General features: G+C 56.9%; 22 protein-coding genes and 4 tRNA genes. 10 read left to right on the top strand and 16 right to left on the bottom strand.

All coding sequences use genetic code 11. The features are described 5' to 3' along the window. The first annotated feature begins 7 nt into the window (after positions 1-7). Complete coding sequence (locus OHL22_RS05625) at positions 8-595, top strand: hypothetical protein (protein WP_263334153.1); 588 nt, start codon at positions 8-10, stop codon at positions 593-595. Between the two features lie 114 nt (positions 596-709). On the opposite strand, the gene OHL22_RS05620 is transcribed toward OHL22_RS05625, so the two are convergent. The 11 genes from OHL22_RS05620 to OHL22_RS05570 all read right to left on the bottom strand — a co-directional run bounded on the left by OHL22_RS05620 (position 710) and on the right by OHL22_RS05570 (position 10,816). Continuing rightward, positions 710-1,936, bottom strand: coding sequence for a mechanosensitive ion channel family protein (locus OHL22_RS05620; protein WP_263334150.1), 1,227 nt, complete (start codon positions 1,934-1,936; stop codon positions 710-712). 106 nt (positions 1,937-2,042) lie between these two features. Beyond that, a complete protein-coding gene (locus OHL22_RS05615) occupies positions 2,043-2,597 on the bottom strand; it encodes a peroxiredoxin (protein WP_263334148.1) in 555 nt (184 codons plus the stop codon). A gap of 142 nt (positions 2,598-2,739) precedes the next feature. After that, positions 2,740-3,615 carry an LpxI family protein gene (locus tag OHL22_RS05610; protein ID WP_263334146.1) on the bottom strand — a complete coding sequence of 292 codons (876 nt, stop codon included), beginning with the start codon at positions 3,613-3,615 and terminating at the stop codon, positions 2,740-2,742. 2 nt (positions 3,616-3,617) lie between these two features. Beyond that, positions 3,618-4,403 carry an acyl-ACP--UDP-N-acetylglucosamine O-acyltransferase gene (gene lpxA, locus OHL22_RS05605; protein ID WP_263334144.1) on the bottom strand — a complete coding sequence of 262 codons (786 nt, stop codon included), beginning with the start codon at positions 4,401-4,403 and terminating at the stop codon, positions 3,618-3,620. Then, the gene (gene fabZ / locus OHL22_RS05600) at positions 4,400-4,900 is read right to left on the bottom strand and encodes a 3-hydroxyacyl-ACP dehydratase FabZ (protein WP_317890887.1); all 501 of its coding nucleotides are present in this window, start codon (positions 4,898-4,900) and stop codon (positions 4,400-4,402) included. Before fabZ ends, lpxA begins: the two co-directional genes overlap by 4 nt. Before the next feature lie 134 nt (positions 4,901-5,034). Further along, positions 5,035-6,459: a putative bifunctional diguanylate cyclase/phosphodiesterase gene (locus OHL22_RS05595; protein WP_263334141.1), complete on the bottom strand. Its 1,425-nt coding sequence runs from the start codon at positions 6,457-6,459 to the stop codon at positions 5,035-5,037. Positions 6,460-6,912: 453 nt separating this feature from the next. Beyond that, entirely contained in the window at positions 6,913-7,704 is a 792-nt protein-coding gene (locus tag OHL22_RS05590; RefSeq protein WP_263334139.1) for a hypothetical protein, read from the bottom strand. 33 nt (positions 7,705-7,737) lie between these two features. Further along, positions 7,738-8,532 (bottom strand): SDR family NAD(P)-dependent oxidoreductase, encoded by a 795-nt coding sequence (locus tag OHL22_RS05585; protein ID WP_263334136.1) that lies wholly within the window; start codon positions 8,530-8,532, stop codon positions 7,738-7,740. Between the two features lie 53 nt (positions 8,533-8,585). Further along, on the bottom strand, positions 8,586-9,524 hold the full coding sequence (locus OHL22_RS05580) for a VWA domain-containing protein (protein WP_263334134.1): 939 nt from the start codon (positions 9,522-9,524) through the stop codon (positions 8,586-8,588). A gap of 3 nt (positions 9,525-9,527) precedes the next feature. Beyond that, complete coding sequence (locus tag OHL22_RS05575; protein WP_263334131.1) at positions 9,528-9,719, bottom strand: hypothetical protein; 192 nt, start codon at positions 9,717-9,719, stop codon at positions 9,528-9,530. 659 nt (positions 9,720-10,378) lie between these two features. Beyond that, positions 10,379-10,816 carry an MmcQ/YjbR family DNA-binding protein gene (locus OHL22_RS05570; protein WP_263334129.1) on the bottom strand — a complete coding sequence of 146 codons (438 nt, stop codon included), beginning with the start codon at positions 10,814-10,816 and terminating at the stop codon, positions 10,379-10,381. Positions 10,817-10,940: 124 nt separating this feature from the next. Here OHL22_RS05570 and OHL22_RS05565 point away from each other — a divergent pair, with 124 nt between their 5' ends. Then, complete coding sequence (locus OHL22_RS05565; protein ID WP_263334127.1) at positions 10,941-12,521, top strand: sensor domain-containing phosphodiesterase; 1,581 nt, start codon at positions 10,941-10,943, stop codon at positions 12,519-12,521. Between the two features lie 103 nt (positions 12,522-12,624). Here the strand turns inward: OHL22_RS05565 and OHL22_RS05560 are convergent, their stop codons facing one another. Together OHL22_RS05560 and OHL22_RS05555 are read right to left on the bottom strand one after the other, a co-directional pair. Further along, positions 12,625-13,650: an alcohol dehydrogenase gene (locus tag OHL22_RS05560; RefSeq protein ID WP_263334124.1), complete on the bottom strand. Its 1,026-nt coding sequence runs from the start codon at positions 13,648-13,650 to the stop codon at positions 12,625-12,627. 64 nt (positions 13,651-13,714) lie between these two features. Continuing rightward, positions 13,715-14,323, bottom strand: coding sequence for a hypothetical protein (locus OHL22_RS05555; RefSeq protein ID WP_263334122.1), 609 nt, complete (start codon positions 14,321-14,323; stop codon positions 13,715-13,717). A gap of 180 nt (positions 14,324-14,503) precedes the next feature. On the opposite strand from OHL22_RS05555, the gene OHL22_RS05550 reads away from it, so the two are divergent. Further along, on the top strand, positions 14,504-16,984 hold the full coding sequence (locus OHL22_RS05550) for a zinc-dependent metalloprotease (RefSeq protein ID WP_263334120.1): 2,481 nt from the start codon (positions 14,504-14,506) through the stop codon (positions 16,982-16,984). A gap of 206 nt (positions 16,985-17,190) precedes the next feature. Here the strand turns inward: OHL22_RS05550 and thiL are convergent, their stop codons facing one another. Next, positions 17,191-18,231 (bottom strand): thiamine-phosphate kinase, encoded by a 1,041-nt coding sequence (thiL, locus tag OHL22_RS05545; protein ID WP_263334118.1) that lies wholly within the window; start codon positions 18,229-18,231, stop codon positions 17,191-17,193. 251 nt (positions 18,232-18,482) lie between these two features. Between thiL and OHL22_RS05540 the strand changes: the two genes are divergently transcribed. Further along, complete coding sequence (locus OHL22_RS05540) at positions 18,483-19,487, top strand: M23 family metallopeptidase (protein WP_263334115.1); 1,005 nt, start codon at positions 18,483-18,485, stop codon at positions 19,485-19,487. Positions 19,488-19,858: 371 nt separating this feature from the next. Here OHL22_RS05540 and OHL22_RS05535 read toward each other — a convergent pair whose 3' ends face one another. Next, complete coding sequence (locus OHL22_RS05535) at positions 19,859-20,848, bottom strand: hypothetical protein (protein ID WP_263334112.1); 990 nt, start codon at positions 20,846-20,848, stop codon at positions 19,859-19,861. A gap of 112 nt (positions 20,849-20,960) precedes the next feature. Next, positions 20,961-21,965 (bottom strand): CsgG/HfaB family protein, encoded by a 1,005-nt coding sequence (locus tag OHL22_RS05530; RefSeq protein ID WP_263334110.1) that lies wholly within the window; start codon positions 21,963-21,965, stop codon positions 20,961-20,963. A 360-nt stretch (positions 21,966-22,325) separates the two neighbouring features. On the opposite strand from OHL22_RS05530, the gene OHL22_RS05525 reads away from it, so the two are divergent. The 6 genes from OHL22_RS05525 to OHL22_RS05500 all read left to right on the top strand — a co-directional run bounded on the left by OHL22_RS05525 (position 22,326) and on the right by OHL22_RS05500 (position 23,725). After that, positions 22,326-22,401: transfer RNA gene (locus OHL22_RS05525), tRNA-Thr, on the top strand. Between the two features lie 257 nt (positions 22,402-22,658). Beyond that, positions 22,659-22,746 (top strand) — tRNA-Tyr (locus OHL22_RS05520). Positions 22,747-22,768: 22 nt separating this feature from the next. Further along, a complete protein-coding gene (locus OHL22_RS05515; protein ID WP_263334107.1) occupies positions 22,769-23,065 on the top strand; it encodes a hypothetical protein in 297 nt (98 codons plus the stop codon). Between the two features lie 33 nt (positions 23,066-23,098). After that, positions 23,099-23,174, top strand: a tRNA-Thr gene (locus tag OHL22_RS05510). A 124-nt stretch (positions 23,175-23,298) separates the two neighbouring features. Further along, positions 23,299-23,373 (top strand) — tRNA-Gly (locus OHL22_RS05505). Positions 23,374-23,416: 43 nt separating this feature from the next. Then, entirely contained in the window at positions 23,417-23,725 is a 309-nt protein-coding gene (locus tag OHL22_RS05500; protein WP_263334105.1) for a hypothetical protein, read from the top strand. Positions 23,726-23,772 lie beyond the last annotated feature (47 nt).

The following is a 23,772-nucleotide window of genomic DNA, read 5'->3' as shown; positions in this document are numbered from 1 at the left end:
AAGAGGCATGGCAGAAGAAATTCGGATGTACGCAAGCAGCGACTTCGGCGACGACATCACCCCGTCCGAAGGCAGTCCCGCCCAGGAGATCGAACTCGAAGAGGACGATGATGTGATCGTTGTCCCCGCGGTGGTCGATGCCGAGGTTGTGGAAGTCATCGTAGTCGCTGAATCGGCACCTGCGCCGGCTAAGGCTGCGAAGAAGCGCGCTGCCAAGAAGGCAGCGGCGAAGAAGGCTCCGGCCAAGAAATCTCCGGCCAAGAAAGCTGCAGCGAAAAAGGCTCCAGCGAAGAAGGCCGCAAAGAAGTCTGCCGCGAAAAAAGCTCCGGCTAAGAAAGCGGCGGCAAAGAAGGGTGCAGCGAAGAAAGCTGCGGCCCCCAAGAGCAACCCCAAATCAACCAAGAGAGGTAAACCTTTGGCAACAGCAAAGAAAGCAGCTAAGAAGGCCCCTGCGAAGAAGGCAGCGGTAAAGAAGGCCGCCAAGAAGGCTCCGGCGAAGAAGGCAGCGAAGAAGGCTCCGGCCAAGAAGGCGGCAGCGAAGAAAGCTCCTGCAAAGAAAGCCGCAGCGAAGAAGGCAGCCCCCAAGAAGGCCTAACCTTAACCCTTAACTAGCAGTAACCCAGGCAAGCAAAAGAGCCCGGCCGGGAGTCATTCCCACCGCCGGGCTTTTTTGCGTCTATACACTGGCCATCCCCTTCGCGGATTGCGTCTATTGCGGTAGCGCAGTCTGATGGAATGGTCTGTTGGGAGTTTCCTCTCTCGCTCCAATCGGTCCATCGAGCCGCACTCGCGGAAATGCCTCAGGGTAGTGATCGCGGATGTAGGCAATCATCCGCTCCCGTACGATGCAGCGCAGATCGAAGTTATCGCCAGAGTTGCGCGAACTGACCAGGCAGCGTATCTCCATCGTGTGCTCTCTGAGATCCGTCACCTGCAGTCCGCAAACGCGTTTGTCCCATTGCGGCGCGGCCGACACGATGCGTTGCAACTGCGCGCGCAAGTCGTCCACTGGCACGGCGTAATCGACATAAAGAAACGCCGTGCCGAGAATCTCAGCCGAGCGCCTCGTCCAATTCGCAAACGAGTTCTCGATAAACCAGGAGAGAGGCACCACTAGCCGGCGCTCATCCCATATCCGCACCACCACGTATGCTGAGTTGATCTCTTCGATGCGACCCCATTCGCCCTGCACCACCACCACGTCATCGATACGGATCGGAGAAGTAATGGCGATCTGAAGCCCGGCGAGAAAGTTTGCCACAGTAGACTTCGCAGCCGCGGCCAGCAGCAGTGAAGCTATGCCTGCCGATGCCACCAATCCGGTGCCTGCCTTCCATAACCGCTCATCGTGAAACGTCCAGAGCACCCCGCCGAGAGTCAGGATTGCGACGAACGAGATGACTACGCGCCGGAACATCAACATCTGCGTGTGCACCTGACGGGCACGAACGTTGTCCTCGGCTGTGACATCGTATTTGCGCAGGAACACGGCCTCGGCCACATAAACCGAGCCCATCACAAACCACCCCAGAGCCACCACCATCGCAATCGCCAGCCCTTGATGAAGCATGCCTAAATAGGGATTGAGTTGCTGTGGAGCAAACGGAATGATCAACAGAATGCAGGTGAGAATGAAGATCACCCGCGAGGGCGCACCGAGATAGCGTTGAATACCAAAACCGAGTGCGTGCGATGTTCCGGTAGTTTTCTTTCGCCGCACCAGCGCAAACACCACCCAGTGGATAGAGTTGGAAAAGACCATCGCCGTGCAGAAGAGGAACAGGATCAGAAACCAGCCATGCCAGTAGTGAATCAGCTTATCCACTCGCGAGTCTCCGGGGATGAGGTTTCGCGTGCCGCAAAGTGTGCGGCTCACAGCATCCGTTGATTCAGGCTGCCATGAGGGGCGTGGACCGTGCTGAACAGTCTTGGCCACGCTCGGGTTTTCCTCAGAGAAGAAGCCCGAGTCGTGGCCAGAATGTTGCAACGGATTGTTTCAATCCACTTTGGATGAGAGGAGCGTCGAACCCAACCGGAGCGGTTTATTTACCCCCGGCTTCAATCGCCGCCAGCACATTGGCGCTGTGGTTGTTCAAGTCCTGGTCGACATCTGGCCAGGTCTTCACGATCTTGCCCGACGGATCGATCAGGAATGTCTTACGCATTGCAATGGTCATCGGACCATTGGGCGTCTGGAAGGTCTTCAACGGCACGCCATACATATCCACAACCTTATGCTCAGGGTCCGCCAGAAGCTTAAAGCTCAGGCTTTCCTTGGTGCAAAACGTCTCGTGACTCTGCGTGGTATCCAGGCTCACGCCTAGCACGACAGCGTTCGCGGCTTTGAACTTTTCCAGGTCACGCTGGAAGTTGTGCGCCTCAATGGTGCAGCCCTTGGTCATGTCCTTCGGATAAAAGTACAGAACAACCCACTTGCCCTTGTATTGATCCAGGTGGATGGGCGTGTTGTCCTGAGAGGGCAGTGTAAAGTCTGGAGCGGTGGTTCCCGGCGCAAGCATGTCGATAGCAACTGCGTACGACGCGGTAAGCGACAGCACTATCGCAGCTGCCAGAGAAAGCAGAGTACGTTTCGTCATGAACGGAGTCCTCCTGGGGAAGCGGATGCAACGATTTTCGGAACACACCGAATCAGCCCTGGCTTGTGCATCCGGCAAAAGTGAGAGCGATTGGAATGAATCGAAGTTACAGGCTGCCTCGCGATCGTCCCGCAATCCGCACTCAGTATCCTCTTGGCACGCCTACAATAGCAATTCCCGACTCTTCCGCTTTTTGCAGCATCGTATCGCGATCGAAGAGCAAGGTCCTGCCGGCTTCCACCGAAAGACAGCTTGCTCCTGCGCTGATCATCGTCTCGATCGTCCGCATGCCGATCACCGGCACGTCGAACCGCATATCCTGCTTCGGCTTGGCGACCTTTACCACCGTGAGCCGGCGTTGCAAGGTCGACGCCTCCTCGTCCAGCGTGCGCATCAGCTCACCGGCGCGTTCAATCGTGGCATCGGTGCCCTCCATCGCTTCCACAGCTACGCACGCCTGTGCCGCGACGACCACGGTCTGTCCAATATCGAAGCTGGCGATGCCTTTCGCAACGCTCAGTCCGTACTCGATGTTCTTCCGTTCATCTTCGTCGGGTTCTCGTTTTGTTAACACGCCTTCCTGAGCCAGCAGCGGCTCTAGAAAAGCTGTCGATGAGATAAGCTCGATGCCTTCATCGCCGAGCACCTTCGCTACCGCGCCCAGCAAGATATCCGTGTTGCGTGTGCGCAGGTTAAGCAGCAGCTTCGCGAGCCGCCAGTCCGGACGAATGCTCGAAAAAATCTGCTTGTGCTTGACCTGCCCAGCCATTACCGCCCGCGTCACGCCTGCGCGCTGATAGGTTTCAATCAGTTTCGATAGCTCGCCAAGCGAGAGCCAGTGAACCTGAATGCCCGAGTCTGCCTGCGCACGTCGATCTATCTCTGGATCGGTTTCTTCCTTGATCGCGGCCACGACAACCTCGACGCCCTCAGCGCGGGCCGCATCCAGCAACAGAAAAGGGAAGCGTCCGTTGCCGGCAATCAGGCCAAGCTTTTCCGGTCCAGATCTGTCAGGCACGGCTACTTGATAACCCCACGTTGGCTGCGTTCGATGAACTCGATCAAGTGCCGTATATCGGCCAGCGCATCTTCCGGACCTTTCAGCAGCTTTAGCTTTTCAACCGCTTCACCGGTATTAAGCTTCGCCGCCAGCAGCAGCCGGTACGCCTTTTGCAGCATTTGCAGCCGCTCTGGCGAAAATCCCTTGCGCGACAAACCAACTTTATTGATTCCAAAGGCTTTGTTTTCGCGTCGCGACGATGTGAGCGAATAGGGCAGCACATCCTGCGTCACAATCGTTCCGCCACCTATATACGCATGCGCGCCCACTGTGCAGAACTGATGCACGGGGCTGAATGCTCCAACCGTGGCATAGTCCTCGATCGTCACATGCCCCGCCAGCGTGGCTGCATTTGCCAGAATGCAGTGGCTGCCCACCTGGCTGTCATGCCCGATATGCGCATACGCCATGATCAGATTTCCCGAGCCGATGCGCGTAATGCCTCCGCCTTTGGTTGTGCCCCGTGAAACCGTCACGCATTCGCGGATGGTGTTGTCGTCACCAATCTCCGTTTCGGTTGGCTCACCGTGATATTTCAAATCCTGTGGTGCAATGCCCAATGAGCTGAAGGGATAGATCGTATTTCGCGATCCGATACGCGTACGCCCATCCAGCACCACATGCGAGACCAGACGGCATTCTTCGCCCAGGATGACCTCCGGGCCGATGGTGCAGAACGGGCCAACTGTGCAGGATTCGGGTACAACAGCGCCGTCTGCTACGATCGCGCTCGGATGAATGCTCACTCCGGAACTCCAGCCGCCGGCCCAGAGTCACTTGAGGACTCAGCTTTTTTCGCGCTGCGCGGCACCATCGCACACGTCAACGTCGCTTCGCAGGCGAGCTTGTCGCCGAGGTATGCGCGCCCTTCCATGCGCCCCTGCCGTGGACGGAACGACAATACATCCACTTCCAGCCTGAGCTGGTCGCCCGGCGTTACCTGCCGGCGGAATTTTGCATTCTCGATTCCAGTGAAGAGAACCAGCTTGTCCTCGCGATTCGGTATCTCCGACAGCAGCAGAATGCAGCCTGCCTGCGCCATCGCTTCCACCACCAGAACACCGGGCATCACCGGATAGCCAGGGAAATGTCCCATAAAAAAGGGCTCATTAATGGTGACATTTTTAATAGCCACGATGCGCTTGGCGCGCTCGATCTCGACCACACGGTCGATCAAAAGAAAAGGATAGCGATGGGGCAGAAAATCCATAATCTGCCCGATATCCATTGATTGCAACTCCATTACGCTAAGGCTCCGGCGGCTGATTGCTGCGCACTCCGGCGCAAATGGGAATTATATATGGCGGGCACTCAGCTTCCGGAGATGCAGAACCAGTTGCGGATCGCTGCAAGAGTAGAAAAGCAACGGATGTGCGGTTAGACCACGCCGAAAAGCGGATCGGCTTCGACTTCCACCGCCGCTTCGTCCCCGTCGCCGTATGTTCCCATCTCAAACACCAGTTTCTGGCGTGGCCACGATTTCACAAACTCCAGAAATTTCTGGGAAGCGACAGGTCTTTGAAACAGATAGCCTTGACCGCCCAGGCAACCAATCTTGCGCAATGCGCGCAGCTCTCCGGCTGTTTCAACTCCTTCGGCAATGGTCGCCAGATTCAGATGCCGAGCCATTGTTACGATTGTCCGGCATAACGATTGCGCCTGCGTAGAGCGATCGATTCCATGTACAAAGCATTTGTCGATCTTCATCGTATTCAACGGCAGCCCCTTCAGCGCGTTGAAACCGGTATAGCGTGTCCCAAAATCATCGAGCGTGACCTTTACGCCGATGTTGCGCAGCGCCGTAAGCCGTTCGACAAACAGCGTTTCATCGTCCATCATTAGCGACTCGGTAACTTCGATATCAAGCTGCGATCCGATCGGCGGATTGGCCTCAATCTCACGCTGCACCATCGACACAAAGTTTTCGTTCCGAACATTCGCCGCGGAAGCATTCACCGCCAGCACCGGCATAATGACGCCGAGTTGCCGCCATCGTGCCGCATCCACCAGCAACCGTCGTAGCGAATGCGTGAATATCTCATCAATCAGATTGGACTGCTCGGCAATCGCAATAAACTGTGCGGGCGATACCGCCCCCCGCACGGGGTGATTCCAGCGTGTCAGCCCTTCCACGCCCAGAATGTTGCCTGTCACGAGATCGATCTGAGGCTGATACACCAGGCTCAGCTGATTGCCACGCAAGGCGTTTCGTAAATCCGTCTCAAGCTCGCGTTCCAGCAGGATGGCCGAGTTCATCACCGGCGCAAACGTCACCGGCGCGTGGCTCCGAGTCCTCGCCCCCCCGACTGCCGCCAGACTCGCAAAGCGAATCAGATCGTCCAGCTCGGTTGTATGTTCTGGGAAGAAGGCCACTCCGCCGGCAAGTTCCGGTTTGCCTTCCGCGCTGAATCCGTGGTTATGCGACCCTGCGTCCAGAATGAGATTCAACCGCATCATCGTACGCTCATCGCGACGAAGAACCAGCACAAAGCTCTGTTCGCTGAACCGGCAGATCAGCTCCCCGGGATCGATCCATGGGCGCAATCCATCCGCAACCTTCTGGATCAGACGCTCCGCTGCTTCATCGCCGCCTATCGAATACTCGCGCCGGAGATTTAGCACATCGATCCATAGCAGTGAAAGCTCCTGCCCAAACTGGCCGGCAGTTTCGAGCACCTCTCGCAGAGATCGCCGGAAGGATGCCTGGTTTGCCATGCCCGTCGTCGGGTCAAATTGCAACCCGTAGTCCTGCAGCCGGATGCGAAAATCTTCGTCCAGCGTCTCTCGCATTCCGGTCTTCATCAGGCATCCCTTTCCGCGCGGAGTTCGTCGGCGCAAGTTGGCGGATTGCCACATACTGTGGTTCCACAGTGCGAGAAAAATCCGAGGCAAACCAAATTCCGCAACAAACTGCAAAGACTGAAGTGCTGGCTCTCCGGTGTCTTGTGACTCCGTAAGGCCGTTTTGACTATTTCTTACCCTGTTACATCGTTATCGGCCGACATCCCTGGACCACGCAGCAGAGTTTTGAGGGCAGGTGACAGTCCCATCGAACCCGACAGCATCGTTTGGTGCAGCTTTGCCAATACCGCACAACGTAACAGTTACTAAGTCTAGGGTGGAAACGTAACCAAAGACATACCACTGGGTGGAAAATTTGGTCACGAAAGTTGTAAAAGAAGGCACATGTGTCTGCGGTGGGCTTCGGTCAAGAGCAAATTGAGCCTGTTTTTCGGCGATCGCTAACTTGCGCGACTACTTTTTCACGATTTTTCTTGCAGTAGAGTCAATATCAAACTCATCCGCTGGAAGCTGTTGGTTATAGCGGGCGCCGAACAGGAATCGCTGATTCACCATGTCTCCGTTGCGGAAGCGGGTGATGTTATAGGGAGTCATAATGCCATCGACGGGCCTGTAATTGTCATATTCCTCGGCGTCTTCGTCTTTATCTTTGTAAGTCTCATCGCGCCACTGAAAACTTCGGCGTAGCGGTAGATGAGTGCCGACGTCTGTCTGTATTGTCACCGCATCGTTCTGCGCTGAGATCACCGTTACCTGGTCAGCCATGTGACTCTCCGACATATGCTGGCCTTCATAGACAAGAATCGTATTCGGATCTTTCAGCCATTTCTTTACAACTGTTTCGATCGAGTGATCCCGTCGCCGCAGATAATCTTGCTCCTGATCTTTCGGCAGTTCTTTCTTTCCGGAGTAGATGATTTCCCATCCCTCATGGCCGTTGTAGATCTGCACCACATCCCGATGCTTGGTAAATTCCAAACGGTCATTGTCGGGCCATTCATCTATCTCCCAATACTCCACTGTCGCGCCCGATGGCTTGCCATGGTAAAAGCCGGCGCTCCGCGCGTGGTATTCCCGGTTCTTCATGTTGAGCCACGCATCCCCGCCTAGCGCTTTAACCATCGCATCCAGCACTGCCCGAGCCTGCTTCGCGTTAGCGGCAGCGTCATCCTGCTGCACGGCTCGCGCGCCCGGCAATGCTGTCAACAAAGAAAGAATCAGGATGGAGGCCTGAACAATCCGCATGTATTTTGTTTCTCCCGCCAGAGGAAGCTGACGTCAGCCCACCAGCACAGCTCCACCGTTCACATTAAGGATCTCCCCGCTGATAAACCCCGCCAGCGGCGTACACAAAAACAGTACAGGCCCCGCAATCTCCCGCGGATCTCCCGGCCGCCCAACTGGAATTCCCGCAGAAATTCTCGGCCCAACCTCCGGATGATCCAGCGCCGCAGCCGACATTTCTGTCTTAACCCACCCCGGAGCGACGCAGTTCACCAGAATCCCCTTCGGAGCTAGCTCCGATGACAGGCTCTTGGTAAGACTGATCAGCGCACCTTTCGTTGCTGCGTAGTCTGCGTGGTAGGCCTCGCCTCGCTGCCCGGCCGTCGAACTGATCAATACGATATGTCCACGAGCTGCTCCATCCGCGATCGGCTGCTGCTCCAGCATCCGCGCCGTCGCGCCCTGGATCAGTCCAAAGACTGAGTCAAGATTGATGCCCAGCGTCTCGCGCCATTGCGAATCGGCCATCGACGCAATTGGCGCATCCACCGGCGGCCAGATTCCGTGATTGACCACTAATATGTCGAGTCGGCCAAAAGCTTTTACAGCCGCATCCACCAGTGCGCGTCCATCTCCTGGCGTGCGTAGATCCTGTTGAATCGCCCGGCAATAATCAGGCCCGCCGCACGATGCCGCCAGAGCCTCAGCGCGATCCGTAGCCTTTACATAACTGAAGGCAACCCGCGCACCCGCCAGCGTGAACAGTCGAACGATCTCGGCCCCAATGCCTCGTGAACCGCCCGTAACGAGCGCAACCTTCTCATCCAACCGCAACGAAACTCCATGCATACGAACACGCTAGCGGAACGGGCTATTGCAATGCAACGGAGCAGCGCCTTTCACTACTGTGCGTAGTATCCCGTCTTCGCCCGCAGGGTTATGCCCTCGGTATGCGGTTCTATCACGATTTTGCGAAAGCTGTGATCCTGAGCCTTGTTGGTGGAGTAGTACCCAACGAAATACATGGTCCGCAGCTCATCGCCAATCTGCCGAAAAGCCTCATTCACGTCCACATGTAGCGCGTCGAAATCGCGTCCGCCGGTCTGTTCCGCGATGTGTTTTAGCCCCGCTATTCCGTGACGGTTATCCGCCGTGAGCTTGTGATGCGATATCTTCGTGTACCGAATGGCGTAAACCAGCGTATCCGCCGATTGCGCTGCAGCGATGGTGTCGATCTCGTCGTGGGCGCTCGCGTTCTCCTCGCCATCGCTAAAGAGAATCAGCGCCTTGCGCCGCGCTCCCGTGCTGTTCAGTTTCTCCGCTACGCTCGCAAATATCGAATCGTAAACCGCACTTCCGCCTTCGCGCGAGTCATCGGGCTCCATCTCCGGAAAATCTCTATCGCCCTTATTGAATCGAGCCAGCCCGTCCGTAATCTTGGCAGCGTCCGACGAGAAATCGCTCACCAATCGCAGGTGGTTTCCAAAACAAACGGCAAACGCCTGATCCTGCGGACGCAGCACACTAGCCAGAAAGAGCCGGATATCGCGAAGATGTTCCTTCAAGAACTTGTCCTGGCTCTCGGATGAGTCCACCAGCAGCCCCAGCGTCAGCGGCAGTTCAGACTGCCTGGAAAACATGCCGATCTTCTGCTCGACGCCATCCTCATAAACCGAGAAGTCATCGGCATTGAGACTGCCAACCGCTCGCCCATCCGCATCGCGCGCGCTAAAGGTCAGCGTAACCAGCCGGGTTTCCGAGTGAAATGTGGTCGTCTGCGCACTGCAAATCGTGGACGACAATCCAGTGACAAGCAGGCATGCCGCCGCGAATATCCTCATCCCCTATACCGCTCGCAACAGCCGGGCAGGGAACGTGATGATCGCTCCCACCAGTTCCAGAACACCCTCGACTGCAATGCCCACAACGCGGAAGGGCAGCAGAAACAGCCACACCAGCGGATACAGAATGAGCGCTGCCAGCGCCAGCGGCCAGCAGAAAACAAACAATAGGCACCACAGCAGAAACTTAATCATAAAATGAAGTCCCAAGCCGGTTTAGACCGGCAATTAGAAGTACGAACGAAAATACAGGTCAGTTCCGCATACTCCTCTCAAAGGTGTTTACGCAGCGCTTTTCCGTCTATGCAAAGACTTAGATTGGCTCACGGATGCGTTCACTGTCGGTTTTGTCAATTTACGGCGTTTGGTTCGATGAAGGATCGACTGATGATTCTGCGAATTAATAGACCTGCCGAGAGGCAGCTACTGATCAATAGAGCTGTCGAAACAGCGGTTACAAACGGGCCGGAAATAGCGTTGTGATGAGGCGAGTCACTCAGACTATAGACAAGCCCATCAATACTTCCACCGGCGCAGAATCCAGCGAGTCCGGCGCAAACCATGAGTGTCCGCGATCTTGAATCGAACAATCGACTTTCATTTCGTGCAAGCCCCGGAAGGTCCGGTTGGCGCCAGAATGCAACGCCAATGTAATAGATTCCTAGAATAAGGTAGCCGCCCGCAAAAAAAGCATCCCTCCATCGATGGGCGGCCAATCCGAGCCATAATGCTCCAACAAAGGGGTGAAATACACCGCGATATATGCTTTTCTGAAAACGCGAAGCAGTGCCAGATTCACTAAGATGTGTGGCATGTCGCTTCATGGCGAAAAGTATAGCGCCAGACAAGTCAGGTTATTGCTTTTTCTTTTCCTTCGCTGCCAGAGCCTTCCGGCGTTCGCGGATGATCTTGCCGCGTTCCTTTTCCGGCATATCCAAAAGAGTTTTGGTCCGCTTTGGCAGCTTCGCGTAGATCAGCTCATACGCGCGGCGCAATTCGTCTTCCAATTCCCGCTGACGGAGCACATCCCACCGCTCTACCGTTACCCAGTATGCTTTCGCCATGTAGGGTGCGGGAATGATTCCATCGATCTCCAGCAGTTCCGCATAACGCTCGGCACCACAGTGGAACCAGAGTACTCCGGTACCCTCGCCATCCAGGTGGATCAATGCGAACATCTTTCCACCGATTGCCTTATCTCCGACCCAGAAAACCAGGTGATGTCCCCAATTCACACTTTCGGTCACATTAGGCAATCCAAGACAAATTTCCCGTACTTTTTCGTTGTCCATAGGTCAACCGCGAAAAGTTTAATCCAAAACGGAAATCCTTACTCAAAATGAAATCGAAGGACAGTTAGGTTAATTAGTATCCGGCGTATAATCCGCAACATCAGAGCTTACCCGCGAGTTTAAGATGCAGATTTCTCAACAAGACGTGCATCAGGCACTCGAGCGTGGAGAGTTTGTGCCTCACTTTCAGCCGATTATCCGGCTGCGAACCGGCCAGCTCTATGGATTCGAGATGCTCGCGCGATGGGCGCATCCAGAATTAGGCCTGATTTTTCCGGGTGATTTTATTGAGCAGGCAGAGCGCGATGGCTGGATATCCGAGCTTACTTATCAGTTGCTTCGCAAGGGTCTTAAAGAGATCGCGCCACTGCCAGGTGAACCCACTCTATCTGTCAATATCTCGCCGCCGCAGCTTCATGGCACATCTTTTGTTGACCAGGTACATGAGGCTGCGGCTGAAGCAAACTTTCCTTTGAATAGACTCATCCTCGAAATTACAGAAAGTGCTCTCGCGGAAGATATTGTCTCGGTGTCTAAAACAGTTCAGAGCCTTAAGATCGCCGGCTGCCGGCTAGCCCTTGATGATTTCGGAACCGGATACTCCAGTCTCCTGCACCTGCAATCGCTTCCCTTCGATGAATTAAAAGTAGACCGGAGCTTTGTAAGCTCCATGACCCAAAAGCACGATAGCCGTCAGATCGTCGCCGCGGTCGTCGGATTGGGACAGAGCCTTTCACTTACTACGGTTGCCGAGGGCGTTGAGACGGAAGAGCAGGCGGAGATTTTGTTGTGGCTCGGCTGCGAGTTGGGACAGGGATGGCTCTACGGTAAGCCAGTGCCTGCGGAACAGCTTGACGAGATGATGAAGCGAAGGCAACCGCATGCCTCCAATGCAATCCTCAACGGCATGACCGGCCGCCAGTCTGCAACTGCGCTCGAAATTCCCCCAATGCAGCGCTTCGCCCAGCTTCGAGCCATCTATGATGGCGCTCCCGTTGGTCTTGCGTTTCTAGACCGTGAGATGCGCTACCTCAGCATCAATCGCAGATTGGCCGCAATCAATGGCAGTCCGATGGAAGAACACCTAGGCCGCACCGTCGCCGAGATGATTCCGGAATTCTTTCCGACGGTTCGCCCTTTGATCGAGCGCGCACTTGCCGGCGAGGTGGTTGCCGGGGTGGAATTAACCAAGCCTACGCAGAATCCCAAAGAATTGAGGACAATTCTTCTTTCCTACGAACCGGCCTTCGATGAGTCAGGAGAAGTCATCGGCGTGTCGGTTGTCTTGCTGGATATAACTCCCATCAAGCGCGCCGAAGAGGCACAGAGGGAAAGCGAAGCGCACTTCCGCCACATGATCGAGCTCATTCCGCAGATACCGTGGATCATCGATCCCGAAGGACGCGCGCTCGACGTGAGCCAGCGCTGGCTGGAGCTGACCGGAGTCAACGATGACCAGTGGCGGGGATTCGCCTGGCTCGATTCTCTCCATCCCGACGATCGTCAGCCCACCATCGATGCTATGCACCGCTCCTTTCAGAGCGGCGAGCCGATTGATATCTACTATCGCGTGCGCCGATCCAAGGATCATCCCTGGCAGTTGTTGCGGTCGCGAGGCTCAGCGCGCCGGGATGATAACGGAGAGATCATGTGCTGGTACGGGAGCCTGGAAATCATCGGCGAGAGCGACGCTGGAAAAAAGTAGATCCTCGTTGTTCCCGTGCAAATTCCAACGATCAAAAAGCGGCGCGTGGAGAAGTGCGCATGCACCGCTTTTGCAAGATCCAAATTCTCTACCGCTACGCGCTTCACGCTCCTGTGGTCAGCACCACGCGGAATCTTGCTCTGCCGCTCATCATGCGGTCAAACGCGGCTGAGGCTTCTTCCAGCGGATACTCTTCGATACGCGGCTTCACGCCCGTCAGCACGCTGAACTCCAGCGTATCCTGCGAATCAAAGCCTGTTCCTGACGGCCATCCCTTCACCGCCCTCTCACCCAGAATCATAGGCATCGTGTTCAATGTAAGGGGCTTCTCCGGAACCCCGAGAAGGATCAACCTGCCCTGAGGAGCCAATCCGTTCACCGCAATCTCCATCGCTCCTGCGTCGGTAACGGTTGACAACACCACGTCCGCCCCACCCAGCTTTTGCAACTCTGCCGCAACATCCTGCGTGGTCGAGTCGATGTAGTGATGCGCTCCCAGCTCCTTCGCCAGCACGCCCTTATCCGCGCCACGAGCAACCGCAACCGTATTGAATCCGCCCTTGGCCGCAAACTGCACGCCAAGATGCCCAAGGCCGCCAATGCCCAGCACAGCCACCGTGTCACCCAGCCGCGCACCAGAGTTGCGCAGACTGTTGAATGTCGTCACTCCCGCACACATCAGCGGCGCGGCATCCACATGGCCAAGATCGTCCGGAATCAGCGCCAGAGCGTTCGCCGGAGCAATCACATAGTCGGCATAGCCGCCGTCATAGCTGATGCCCGAAATCAACTGATTCTCGCAAAGGACAAAGTTGCCCTGCCTGCATTGCCTGCAATAGGTGCAGTGCCCGCCATGCCATCCCAGACCGACCCGCTGGCCTGCATTGAACCCCTTCACATCCGGCGCAATCTCGTCGATGTATCCAGCCACCTCGTGTCCCGGCACCCGCGGAAAGACAATTCCCGGAAATAACCCAAACTTTGTCACCGCATCGCTATGGCAAACCCCGCAAGCCTGCACGCGAATGCGCACCTGCCCAGGACCCGGCGATGGAAACTCACGTTGAACCACAGCAAACGGGCCACCTTTGTCTGTGACCTGTACGGCGCGACCGGTAATACTAGGCATGGTAGGTTCTCCTTCGCCTAAGATGCGCACTTCCACTCGGAGTTGCATCTCATTTCACTCCACCTTAGACTCTCTGGCCCGTAGCCAGGTCCACCGTAAACGGAATTTCACGATCCTGTATCAGATCCCACCCCATGCCGCGCAGCACATTGCGCGTCCCTGCATCGGTGCTCTCCGCCTCAATCTTCAACTCCGTCACGCCCTCCCACGAGAGCCGGTCCGATTCCCATGCTTCGCCATCGCGTCCCCACGCCAGCACTGAATAATGACCCACAAAGAGAATCAGCCCCTCCGGCGCCGCACCATTCTCGGGAGCATATGTCAGCACCTGCAACACGGGTCTGTATCTCAGAAAGACAAACCGCTCCGGCTCCATCACATGCACACAATAGGCGTATCCACCCGACACCGCGCACAGCCATTCCGGATTGGGCATCGCCCAAACTCCAGTTGGAGCCAAAGGATCGCGGAAACCAAGCGCAAACGTAGCAAGAAACGGCTCATGCCCTGAATCCGCACGCGGCCTCACCATCACCTCAAGCGCCCCGCGTTCCACCTCCTCCGCCGCATTCGGATACACATACTGCCGCCTCGGCAAAATCAACGGCCTGCCCGGCAATATCTCCGCAGTCCAGCTATGTTCAAACGACTCGTGCACCGCGCGATCTGTCATATCCCTGCTCTGTAGTTCAACATCCATCAATCTTGTCTCTAAGTATCGGTCATTAAGCTGAAACCCTTCGAGCTAGATCAACATCGCTAATAGAGCAAGAGCAGAGGAAACCATTTCAATGGTGCCTTACCCAACCCCGTGCGTTACCCTGTCACTACGTCGGACTCTTCGAGGTTTCCCATGCTGAGCCGTTCCCTTTGCTCAAGAAGCTGCGTTGTTGTCGTTGCGTTGGCCGTTTTCACGCTTCCATCACTTACTTTCAGCGAAAGCCCGCAAACCTTCGCGCAGAAGATCGCCGGAATGGATCACAAAGATGGTCTATTCCCCTTTGACTGGGACGCCAAAAACGGCAAGCTCTATCTCGAAATCCCCAAGACCGACGAAGACGTCCTCCTGCTCGACCAGCTTCCCTACGGCATGGGCTCCAATGACATCGGCCTCGATCGTGGCCAGCTAGGCCAGGGCCGCGTCGTTCATTTCACCCGCGTTGGCAACAAAGTCCTCCTCATTCAGCCTAATCTCGAATACCGCTCCAGTTCGTCCGACGCAGACCAGCGTCTCGACGTCAAGGAGTCCTTTCCAGAATCCGTCCTCTGGGGCTTCAAAGTCGAAGCTGAAGACAACGGCCGTCTTCTCGTCGACGCCACCGACTTCTTCCTGCGTGACGCCCACGGCGTAACCGAGCGCGTCGCGCAGGCCAAGCAGGGTTCCTATCGGCTTGACGCCAGCCGCAGCGCCATCACTCTCGATAACACCAAAAACTTCCCCAAGAACACCGAAATCGAAGCCATCCTGACCTTCGTCTCCGAAGGTCAGCCTCACGGCGAATATGTAGCCTCCGTCACGCCCGATCCGCACGCTATCACCGTCCGCGAGCACACCTCACTCATCGAATTACCAGGCCCCGGCTACACCCCTCGCTACAACGATCCGCGCTCCGGTTTTTTCTCCGTCGAATATCGTGATTACTCCGCGCCCCTCGGCGAGCCGTTGGAAAAACATCTGCTCGTTCGCCATCGCTTAATCAAGCGTGATCCCAACGCCGCCGTCAGTGAGCCAGTGCAGCCTATCGTCTATTACGTTGACCGTGGCGCGCCTGAGCCTATCCGCTCCGCATTAGTCGAGGGCGCAAACTGGTGGAGCGCCGCCTTCGAAGCCACCGGTTTCAAAAATGCCTTTAAGGTCGAAGTCCTTCCCGAAGGCGCCGATCCCATGGACATCCGCTACAACATGATCCAGTGGGTGCATCGCGCCACCCGTGGCTGGAGCTACGGCGAAGCCGTCGCCGATCCCCGCACCGGCGAAATCATCAAAGGCCAGGTCACTCTCGGCAGCCTGCGCTCCCGCCAGGACTACAAGATCGCCGAGGCCCTGCTCGCTCCTTATATGGAGGGCAAGCCCATTCCGCCCGATATGGAGCAGATGGTCCTCGCCCGCACCCGTCAGCTCGCAGCGCATGAGGTCGGCCACACCCTCGGCCTCGAACACAACTTCGCCGCATCCTCCGTTGCTCCCGGCACTTCAGTCATGGACTATCCGCATCCATGGATCACCCTCGACGCCGAAGGCAGGCCCACTCTCGCCAACGCATACACCACCGGCGTCGGAGCATGGGACAAGGCCGCCATCACCTACGGCTACTCGCAATTCGCGCCCGGCACCGATGAGAAAGCCGCGCTCAACAAGCTCCTCGAAGACGAGGACGCCCAGGGCCTGCGCTTCATCTCCGATGCCGACTCGCGCCCGCTCGGCAGCGCCAATCCTTACGGCCATCTCTGGGATAACGGCCCCGACGCCGCATTGGAGCTGGAGCGCATCCTCAAAGTGCGCCGCGCCGCTCTCGATCGCTTCGGAGAAGACGCCATCCGCATCGGCGAGCCGATGTCTAATCTCGAAGACACGCTCGTGCCGCTCTACCTCCTTCACCGCTATCAGACCGAGGCAGCGTCCAAGCTCATCGGCGGCCTCGACTATCGCTACGCCGTTCGAGGAGACCATGGCATGGTCACGCGCATGATCGCACCCGCCGAGCAGCGCAAAGCCCTTGAAGCCGTGCTGCATACGCTGGAGCCAACCACCCTTACGCTCTCGCCCGAGTTCCTCGTCATCCTGCCCCCCAACCCTCCCGGCTACCCGCGCACGCGCGAGTCCTTCGAGGGCTACACCGGCCTCACCTTCGACCCCAACGGAGCCGTCGAAGCCGCAGCGAACCTGACCGCATCCCTGCTCTTCGAGCCCACCCGGGCCAGCCGCCTCGTAGAGTTCCATGCCATCAATCCCACCGCGCCCAGTCTCCAGGAGGTAATTCAGGAGATCATCCAGAACACCTGGCAGACCCCGCGCCTGCCCGGTCTCTCCGGACAAACGCAATACGTCGTCGAGCGCGTTGTTCTTAATCACCTCATGCAGTTGGCAGCCTCACAGCAGGCATCGCCGCAGGCCCGCGCCATCGCCACGCAAGAGCTCTCCGATCTCGAAGCATGGCTCAACGATCAGCTTGATATGGAAGTGCCGGAAGGGCGTCAGGCCCACTGGTCCGCAGCCGTCGATGACATTGAGCGCTTCTGGAAAGACCCTTCGAAATTTGAAGCTCCCAAAGAGCTTGCCACCCCTCCCGGCCAGCCCATCGGCGAAGACGAGGAAGACTTCTCCGTCAACTAAAGCAAAGTCCGAAAAGTATGCGTATGCCATCTACTTAGCGCCAAAGGCGCGATATTATCCCAGCCCAGGGCAACGCCCTGGGTTAGAGGCCGTAATGATTCTGAAGGGCTGAAAGCCCGATCTATCCTTTCATAGTTCCGTTGGACCCAATTCGCGCGTAGCGCGAACCAGAGAGAGCCGGAGCACTCACACTCACAAAATCCACTTCATCGCCCCGCGAAATGCTCCCACCCCTTCGCCTCAAGGGCCACCACACTGCCATCCGTCAACAATGTCACCACCGGCCGCCCCTTACGTATGCGCACAATCCGCCCAATTTCCGTCACCGCAACCCCTGCAATACGGCGAGGCACTTTTGTTGAGGGCCTCGCCGTAAACAACAGTTCATAGTCCTCGCCACCATGCAAAGCCATCGGCAGCGTCGCGTCTTTTGCCAGTGGAATCTTCGCAGCATCAATCTCCGCAGCCACATGCGATTCGTCGCAAATATGTCTGAGATCAGTCGATAAGCCGTCGCTCAAATCCATCGCTGCACTGGCAGTTCTCTTCTTGCAAAGCCACATCCCTTGCGCCACGCGCGGCTGCGGATATAAATGAGGCGAATCAGCCGAAGCCGCGGTTTTCGACGCAAATGCCTCAGGTTCGGCGCTTAATGCGGCGAGTTCCGCAGCCGATCCACCAAGCTTGCCGGTAACAAAAATCCGGTCACCCGGCTTCGCTCCCGAACGTAGCAGCGCCTTACCTCGTGGCACCGCGCCCATCAACACAATATCCGCCAGCGCCACAGGAGATTCGGCAAGATCACCGCCCGCGAGAGGCACTTGGTGTTCTTCCGCCAGCGCCATCAGGCCATCCAAAAACCGATCCACCCATCGCTTGCCATCGCTGCCCGCCGTCGCAAGCCGTGCAGGAATGCCAAGCGAAAGAAATGCTGCCACCGGTCTCGCACCCATCGCCGCAAGGTCGCTCAATCCCCGAGCAAGCGTCCTGTGTCCCACTGACTCCGGCGGGTGCCAGTCCAGCCTGAAATGCCGGCTCTCGATCGAGAGGTCCGTCGTGATCGCAATCTCCTCATCCTTTGCCGGCCGCAGCAACGCGCAATCATCCCCGATTCCCAGCCGGATGCGGGAGCCGCTCTTGCTGGAGCTAATCTGTCCGGCTCTCCGGCGGATCGCCTCCAGCAGGGCCAGCTCGCCTCCACCTTCGCTCCCAGGGGAAAAAATCGCGCCAGCTCGCCGCTTTTGCACCATATATGCAGCATAATCGGCAATCCGCTCGATTTACGGCTTTCTTATGCCGATGAATTAAACTATTAGGGAGAGAAACCGATAGACTTCCGGCTGGCTTCCACTACAATTGCCGAAACCAGTTCCGGTTACGTCTGTTCAGTTGTAAGGTTCTGAGCGAGGCTGGCGGTTCTCCTTCAGAGCGGGCATCTTTTCTGCCCTGCCCTTTCGAACTGAAAGAGGCAACGCACGCGGATTGCTGAGGATTTTTAATGTTACGTAAACGCTATTACATTCTTTTTGTAGCCGCTGACGAAGACGGTAAATGCCGCAAGATCTCTCTTCCGGTGCACTATGCTTACGGATTCGTAGCCGCCGCTCTGGTCGGCGCTTTCACCATCGTCGGTCTCGCCGGCTCATACACTAGGATGCTGCTGAAGACGGAAAGTTTTAATCAAATCCGCCAGGAGCGCGAAACTCTCCGCAATAAATATCAGCAGATGGCAGCCGTTGCTCACGAGCGCGATGTTCAGGTCGCATCGTTAGGCGCTCTCGCCAGTGAAGTCACCGCAATTTACGGCCTCAAGCAGAACAAGACTCTCGGCGGCAAACACGCCTCAACCATCGCTGCCGCCGCTTCAGCTCCCACGCCCTCAACCCTGGCAGTTTCCGACGACGTAAATCAGCAGTCCGTCAAGGTCTCGTTGGACCAGTTCTACGCGCTGCGCAATCAGGCGCTCTCAGGCCGCGTTTCCCGTGCTCTTGAGGGCGGCTTTGCTCCCGGTTCAACCTCTTCACTCACTGACTGGACACAAATCGCGGATGCGCCTTCGCTTTGGCCAGTCGAAGGTCCCATTACTTCCAGTTTCGGCGAACGCGAAGATCCGTTTAATGGTGAGGGTGCATTCCACGCTGGCGTGGATATCTCCGCTCCCGATGGAACTCCGGTCCGCGCGACTGGCGACGGCCTTGTCACGGATCTCGACATGGGCAGCGGCTACGGCAAACAGATCGTTCTCGATCACGGCCATAACCTTATGACCGTCTACGGCCATCTCAAGTCGATCGCCGTCACGCCCGGTCAAAAAGTTACCTGCGGTCAGGTCATCGGCTACGTCGGCCACACCGGCCGCTCCACCGGCCCGCACCTGCACTATGAGGTTCGCATCAACCGCGTTCCAGTCAATCCGCATAAGTATCTGCACGAGACCTTTGCCCAGTTGATGGCCAACAACGTTCCACCCCCGCCATCCCCGGTGGCCAAGACCGGTAAATAGCTACCGGCGAATAGGTTCCGTGACCTGAAAACACAAAAGGGACAGGTTTAAACCTGTCCCTTTTGCTTGCTGACAAACCTGCTGCTTTGAAGGCGCACGAGTTGACTTGTCGTGCGTTACCAAGTGACCGTTGCTTTGCCTTTGCTGTTGTAGCTGCCTTTGTTTTTCTTGTCTGTCATTCCCTCAGGGGAATCTGCTTCACCTTCGCGCGAAGCGCGAACCCAAGGTAGGCCGGGGATTCATCCCCGGCATCAAGCTACCGCAATCATCGAGGCTTCAGCCCCTGAGGCGAGTTTTCCATCCTGACGTCAGTCAGAGCGAACTGCTCGAAGCCCGTCTTTTCAGACCCGCTCACTCGCCGCGCGCTTCTCTCAGAATTGGCTACCAGCCCCATCCCCATTCGCCAGCTCCGCAGGCAACGTCTTCGGCAACACAGCATTGATCACAACGCGATTGCGCTTCTGCGTTACCGTCGCGGTTTTAAGCAGTTCCTTCAGTCCGTTATTCGCCGGATTCGCTCCCAACCCCGCCGTCGCACCACGCGCCAGCGTCAGCAGCAAGCTCAAGTCCGCAGCCTGCTGCGAAGCCGTCGCATCACTGTCGGCAATCTCCTCCACCCGCACCTTCAGCCCGCCTGCCCAGTGCACCGAAGCCAGGAACGTAGAGCTAGCCGGAATCGGCAGTCCCATGCCGAAGATGTGAATCTGCCCATTCTCGCCCAGTGGCAAACCAATCTGCCCCATACCCCACGCCACCGAAAGCAACGGCATCTCCGAGTAGTGCTCCGCCAGCAGCGTCGATCCAGAAAACGGCAGCGCCGCTGTCCTGTGCCTATCCAGTATGGAGTGAATCGGTTCCGTTGAAGGGAAGTTCGAAACCGCTACGGTGTCATACGCAATCTGCGCCACCCGCACCGTCCTTCCCTCACTGGGAATACCGTAAACTGTGTGCCCCTCATACGATTCCTGGCTCGTCGCATGCGCCGCCAGCCATGCCGCCAGCTTCTTACCGTCGATCTTGCCTTCCAGCACCATCGAGTAAGCCACCGGTCCATTCGGCCCATTGGGATTATCCATGCGATGCATCGCGATCGCGGCCTCATCCAGATCCCGCTCCGCGTCGAACCCCACCGCATCCACAAACTTCTGGTACTCAGGATCTTTCGTGATCGGCTTAAGCGGCGTATGCATTAACTGCATCACCGTCCGCGCCAGCCCCACATTCATGTAAAGAATGCCGTCCGACTCCGGTAGCAGCCGCGCCGCCTCCGGCGGAGCCTTAAAGCGCAAATAAACAGCAGCCGCCAATACCAGCACCACCACGGCGACAATCCAAAGTGTCCTGCGGGTTCGTCGAAGCATGAAATACCGTCAGCACCACGGTAGCATCCCGGATTCAGCGCACCGTTTCGTTGAAACAAAATCGGCCCCGCCAAGAAGCGAGGCCGAGCGTTCAAAACAGTTCCGGCAGCGCCTACTGCACCACCGTCTTAATCCGATCCCCAGTCTTAAAATCCGTCCCACTTACCGGCGTGCAAACCGCCGAGACCTCATCCACATCCGTAGCCTTGATCACGCCCACCGTATTCGTCAGCCGGCGAATCACCTGCCCCGTCGTCGGATCCTTGATCTCGCTTGTCACCCGCAGCACGTTGAACTGGTCCCCTACCTTGATCCCAGCCCGCGTACCGATATTCAGCACAATCTGCGACCCGGAGATCCCGGCAATGATCCCTTCCACCACCACCGTCCGCACCCCAATCTTTCCGGAGTCAGGGTCCAGCTTCGTAGACAGGTCTGTCACCGCCGCCTTCGTCGCCTCGCCAATGATGGTTTCCTGAAAGTCACTGGCGCCCATGTCGATATTGCCGCCCCCGCCGCCATGCCACCATGAGTTGCCATTGCCCCCCATCGAAAGCCCGCCCCGTTGCGAAGCACCACTTCCATCCTCAACCGCAATAATCTCGCCCGTGTCGATATTCACCAGCTTCGCCGTAATCCCCACATGCGCCTTGGTATTCGACTTCCCGAATCCCCCCCCACCGTTGCCGCCCCACTTCCACATGCCGCCGCCGATGTTGGTCTTCTTCGTCTCGTTGCCAAACTCAGTAATGCTGCCCACCAGAATCGCATCCACCGAAAGCAGCTTGCCGATCTTGGCCGCTGTCATTGGATCGGCGCGATCCGAATTCGAAAAGTTCTGCTCTGCCATCACCTTATCGATCATCTTGCGGTCGATCAGCGTATAGCGTCCATCCTTCACCAGGTTTTCTTCCAGCAGCCGCGCAATGCCGTTGCCTACATCCACATCTGTGCCAAACAGTGCAGAGGTAGAGGTACGCACCGTGGCATAGTCAAAATCCATCACCGCGATGCGCGGTTTATGGGCCGGAGCAGCTTGCCCGGCAGTGTCTTGGGCCATAAGTGAAGAGGCAGCGGAGAGAAGAGCGAGCGTAGCAACTACAACAAGTTTGCGCACCGAAGGAGTCTCCCTTGAAATTGAGCTGGTAGATCGGGGGAACCGGTAACCGCGAATTGAGCCACCCAAGTGTATTGCCGGTCCAATGCGATTGCAAGGGTGATTTCTAATTCACGATATTGTTTGCTTTTATCTGCAGCGCCCTGTAGCAATCGCGAATCAACCCCGTGTTTCCATCGTGTTTTTCTGCGCTATTTCGTTACAGTTTCGCGTTGAAGAATTCGATCAATTCCGCGCTTCTCGCGCGTTTGCCCCACCCATCCGTGTGTGCTAATCTTGAGTTCTGTGCCGCAAACGCGGGAGGGGTAGTGCGCCCATACGTTTGGGGTCCGGAAAAGCCGCAGGTTGCGGTAAAAGTTTGCTGGCGTAGCTCAGCTGGTAGAGCATCTGATTTGTAATCAGAGGGTCGGGGGTTCAAATCCCTTCGCCAGCTCCAGTTTCTGAAGAGTTTGTAGTAGCAGTGAGCGGCTACCGTGTCGCCGAAGTAGAAGCAAGGCAAGGCATTAGCAATATCCGGATTGCCGGGGTAAGCCGATCGGGGCAGGAAGTTTCCCGATCCGCCGACAGAATCCGCAGTCCAGCCCTCCGCGGTAAATCCCCAGAGGCGTTGCCCTAACCGTAGCAATCGCCGGAAGCCTCCGGATGGGTAGGGATGCGCCAAAACGGGTAAGCCGTCGGGGTTTTTGAAGATGGGCACAGGTGGCCGAGTGGTTAATGGCAGCAGACTGTAAATCTGCCGTCCTTTGGGACTACGAAGGTTCGAATCCTTCCCTGTGCACCAGCAGTTTGAAGGAAGCATCAGGATGCAGGAATTACCGGAACCCGTTCTGGAGAACTTGCCGGAGCGGACTTCGGAGCAAGCCCTGGAAGTGGAAGATGCCGGGGTGGAAATCCGGAGCAGGAAATTCCGGATGGCCATGGTGGTGTACCTCATCCTGGCAGCTTTAATTTGGTTTACCGTAGGTGAGGGAACTTTCCTCGCCTACGGCAGGCGGGTTGAGATTCGAGCGGTCCCGCTGCTTATCATCGGACTCTTCGCCTTCCGGACCTGGCTGGCCCGCGAAGCGGATAAAGTCCGGCGGCGCAGCCAGACCGAGTAAGGCCCAGCCAGGTCGGGTAAGTTTGTACGAAGGGCTGATGTAGCTCAGTTGGTAGAGCACTCCCTTGGTAAGGGAGAGGTCACCGGTTCAATCCCGGTCATCAGCTCCAGAAATCAGCTACTAGCTTGTTGCCTCTAAGCTTCTAGCCTGGGCAGTGGCGAATTGAGCCTGTAGGCTCATACTGACGGGAAGAAGCTAAAAAGCTGACGGCTGGAAGCTAAAAGCTGTTTTGCGCGGGAGTAACTCAGTGGTAGAGTCACAGCCTTCCAAGCTGTTGGTCGCGAGTTCGATCCTCGTCTCCCGCTCCAATTTTTAAGGCATCGGTTTTTGGCAGAACGAGAGTTGAGCGGAATGTTCGAGCAGGCAGTCTTTCCCGTACAGAATGAGCAGGGCTACAAAGAGATGACCTCGCGGATCGAGGCAGCCCTGGCTCCCAATCGAGCCGACCTTTTCCTCGGATCGGTAGCCGGTAAGAAACTGCGCGTTCGGCAGTTTGAAGAAGTGCTCACGAAAGGACTGCTGGGCAAGGATTCGGCTGAGCTTTACAAGAGCCTGCCCACCAGCGATCAGGCCCTGGTCCGCGAGCACTACCTGGCACGCATCGAAAAGGTGCCGGTCGAGCTTCGGCAGCGCTTCCTCAAGGTGTACGCGTACTACTGAGTTTTCAGGTTTTAGATTGCACACCCGTAAGGGCTGATGAATAAGGA

It is taken from the genome of Acidicapsa dinghuensis (assembly GCF_025685685.1).
Lineage (GTDB): Bacteria > Acidobacteriota > Terriglobia > Terriglobales > Acidobacteriaceae > Acidicapsa > Acidicapsa dinghuensis.
The sequence above is the reverse complement of the archived record's forward strand: the minus strand, read 5'-3'. Positions and strand labels throughout refer to the sequence as shown.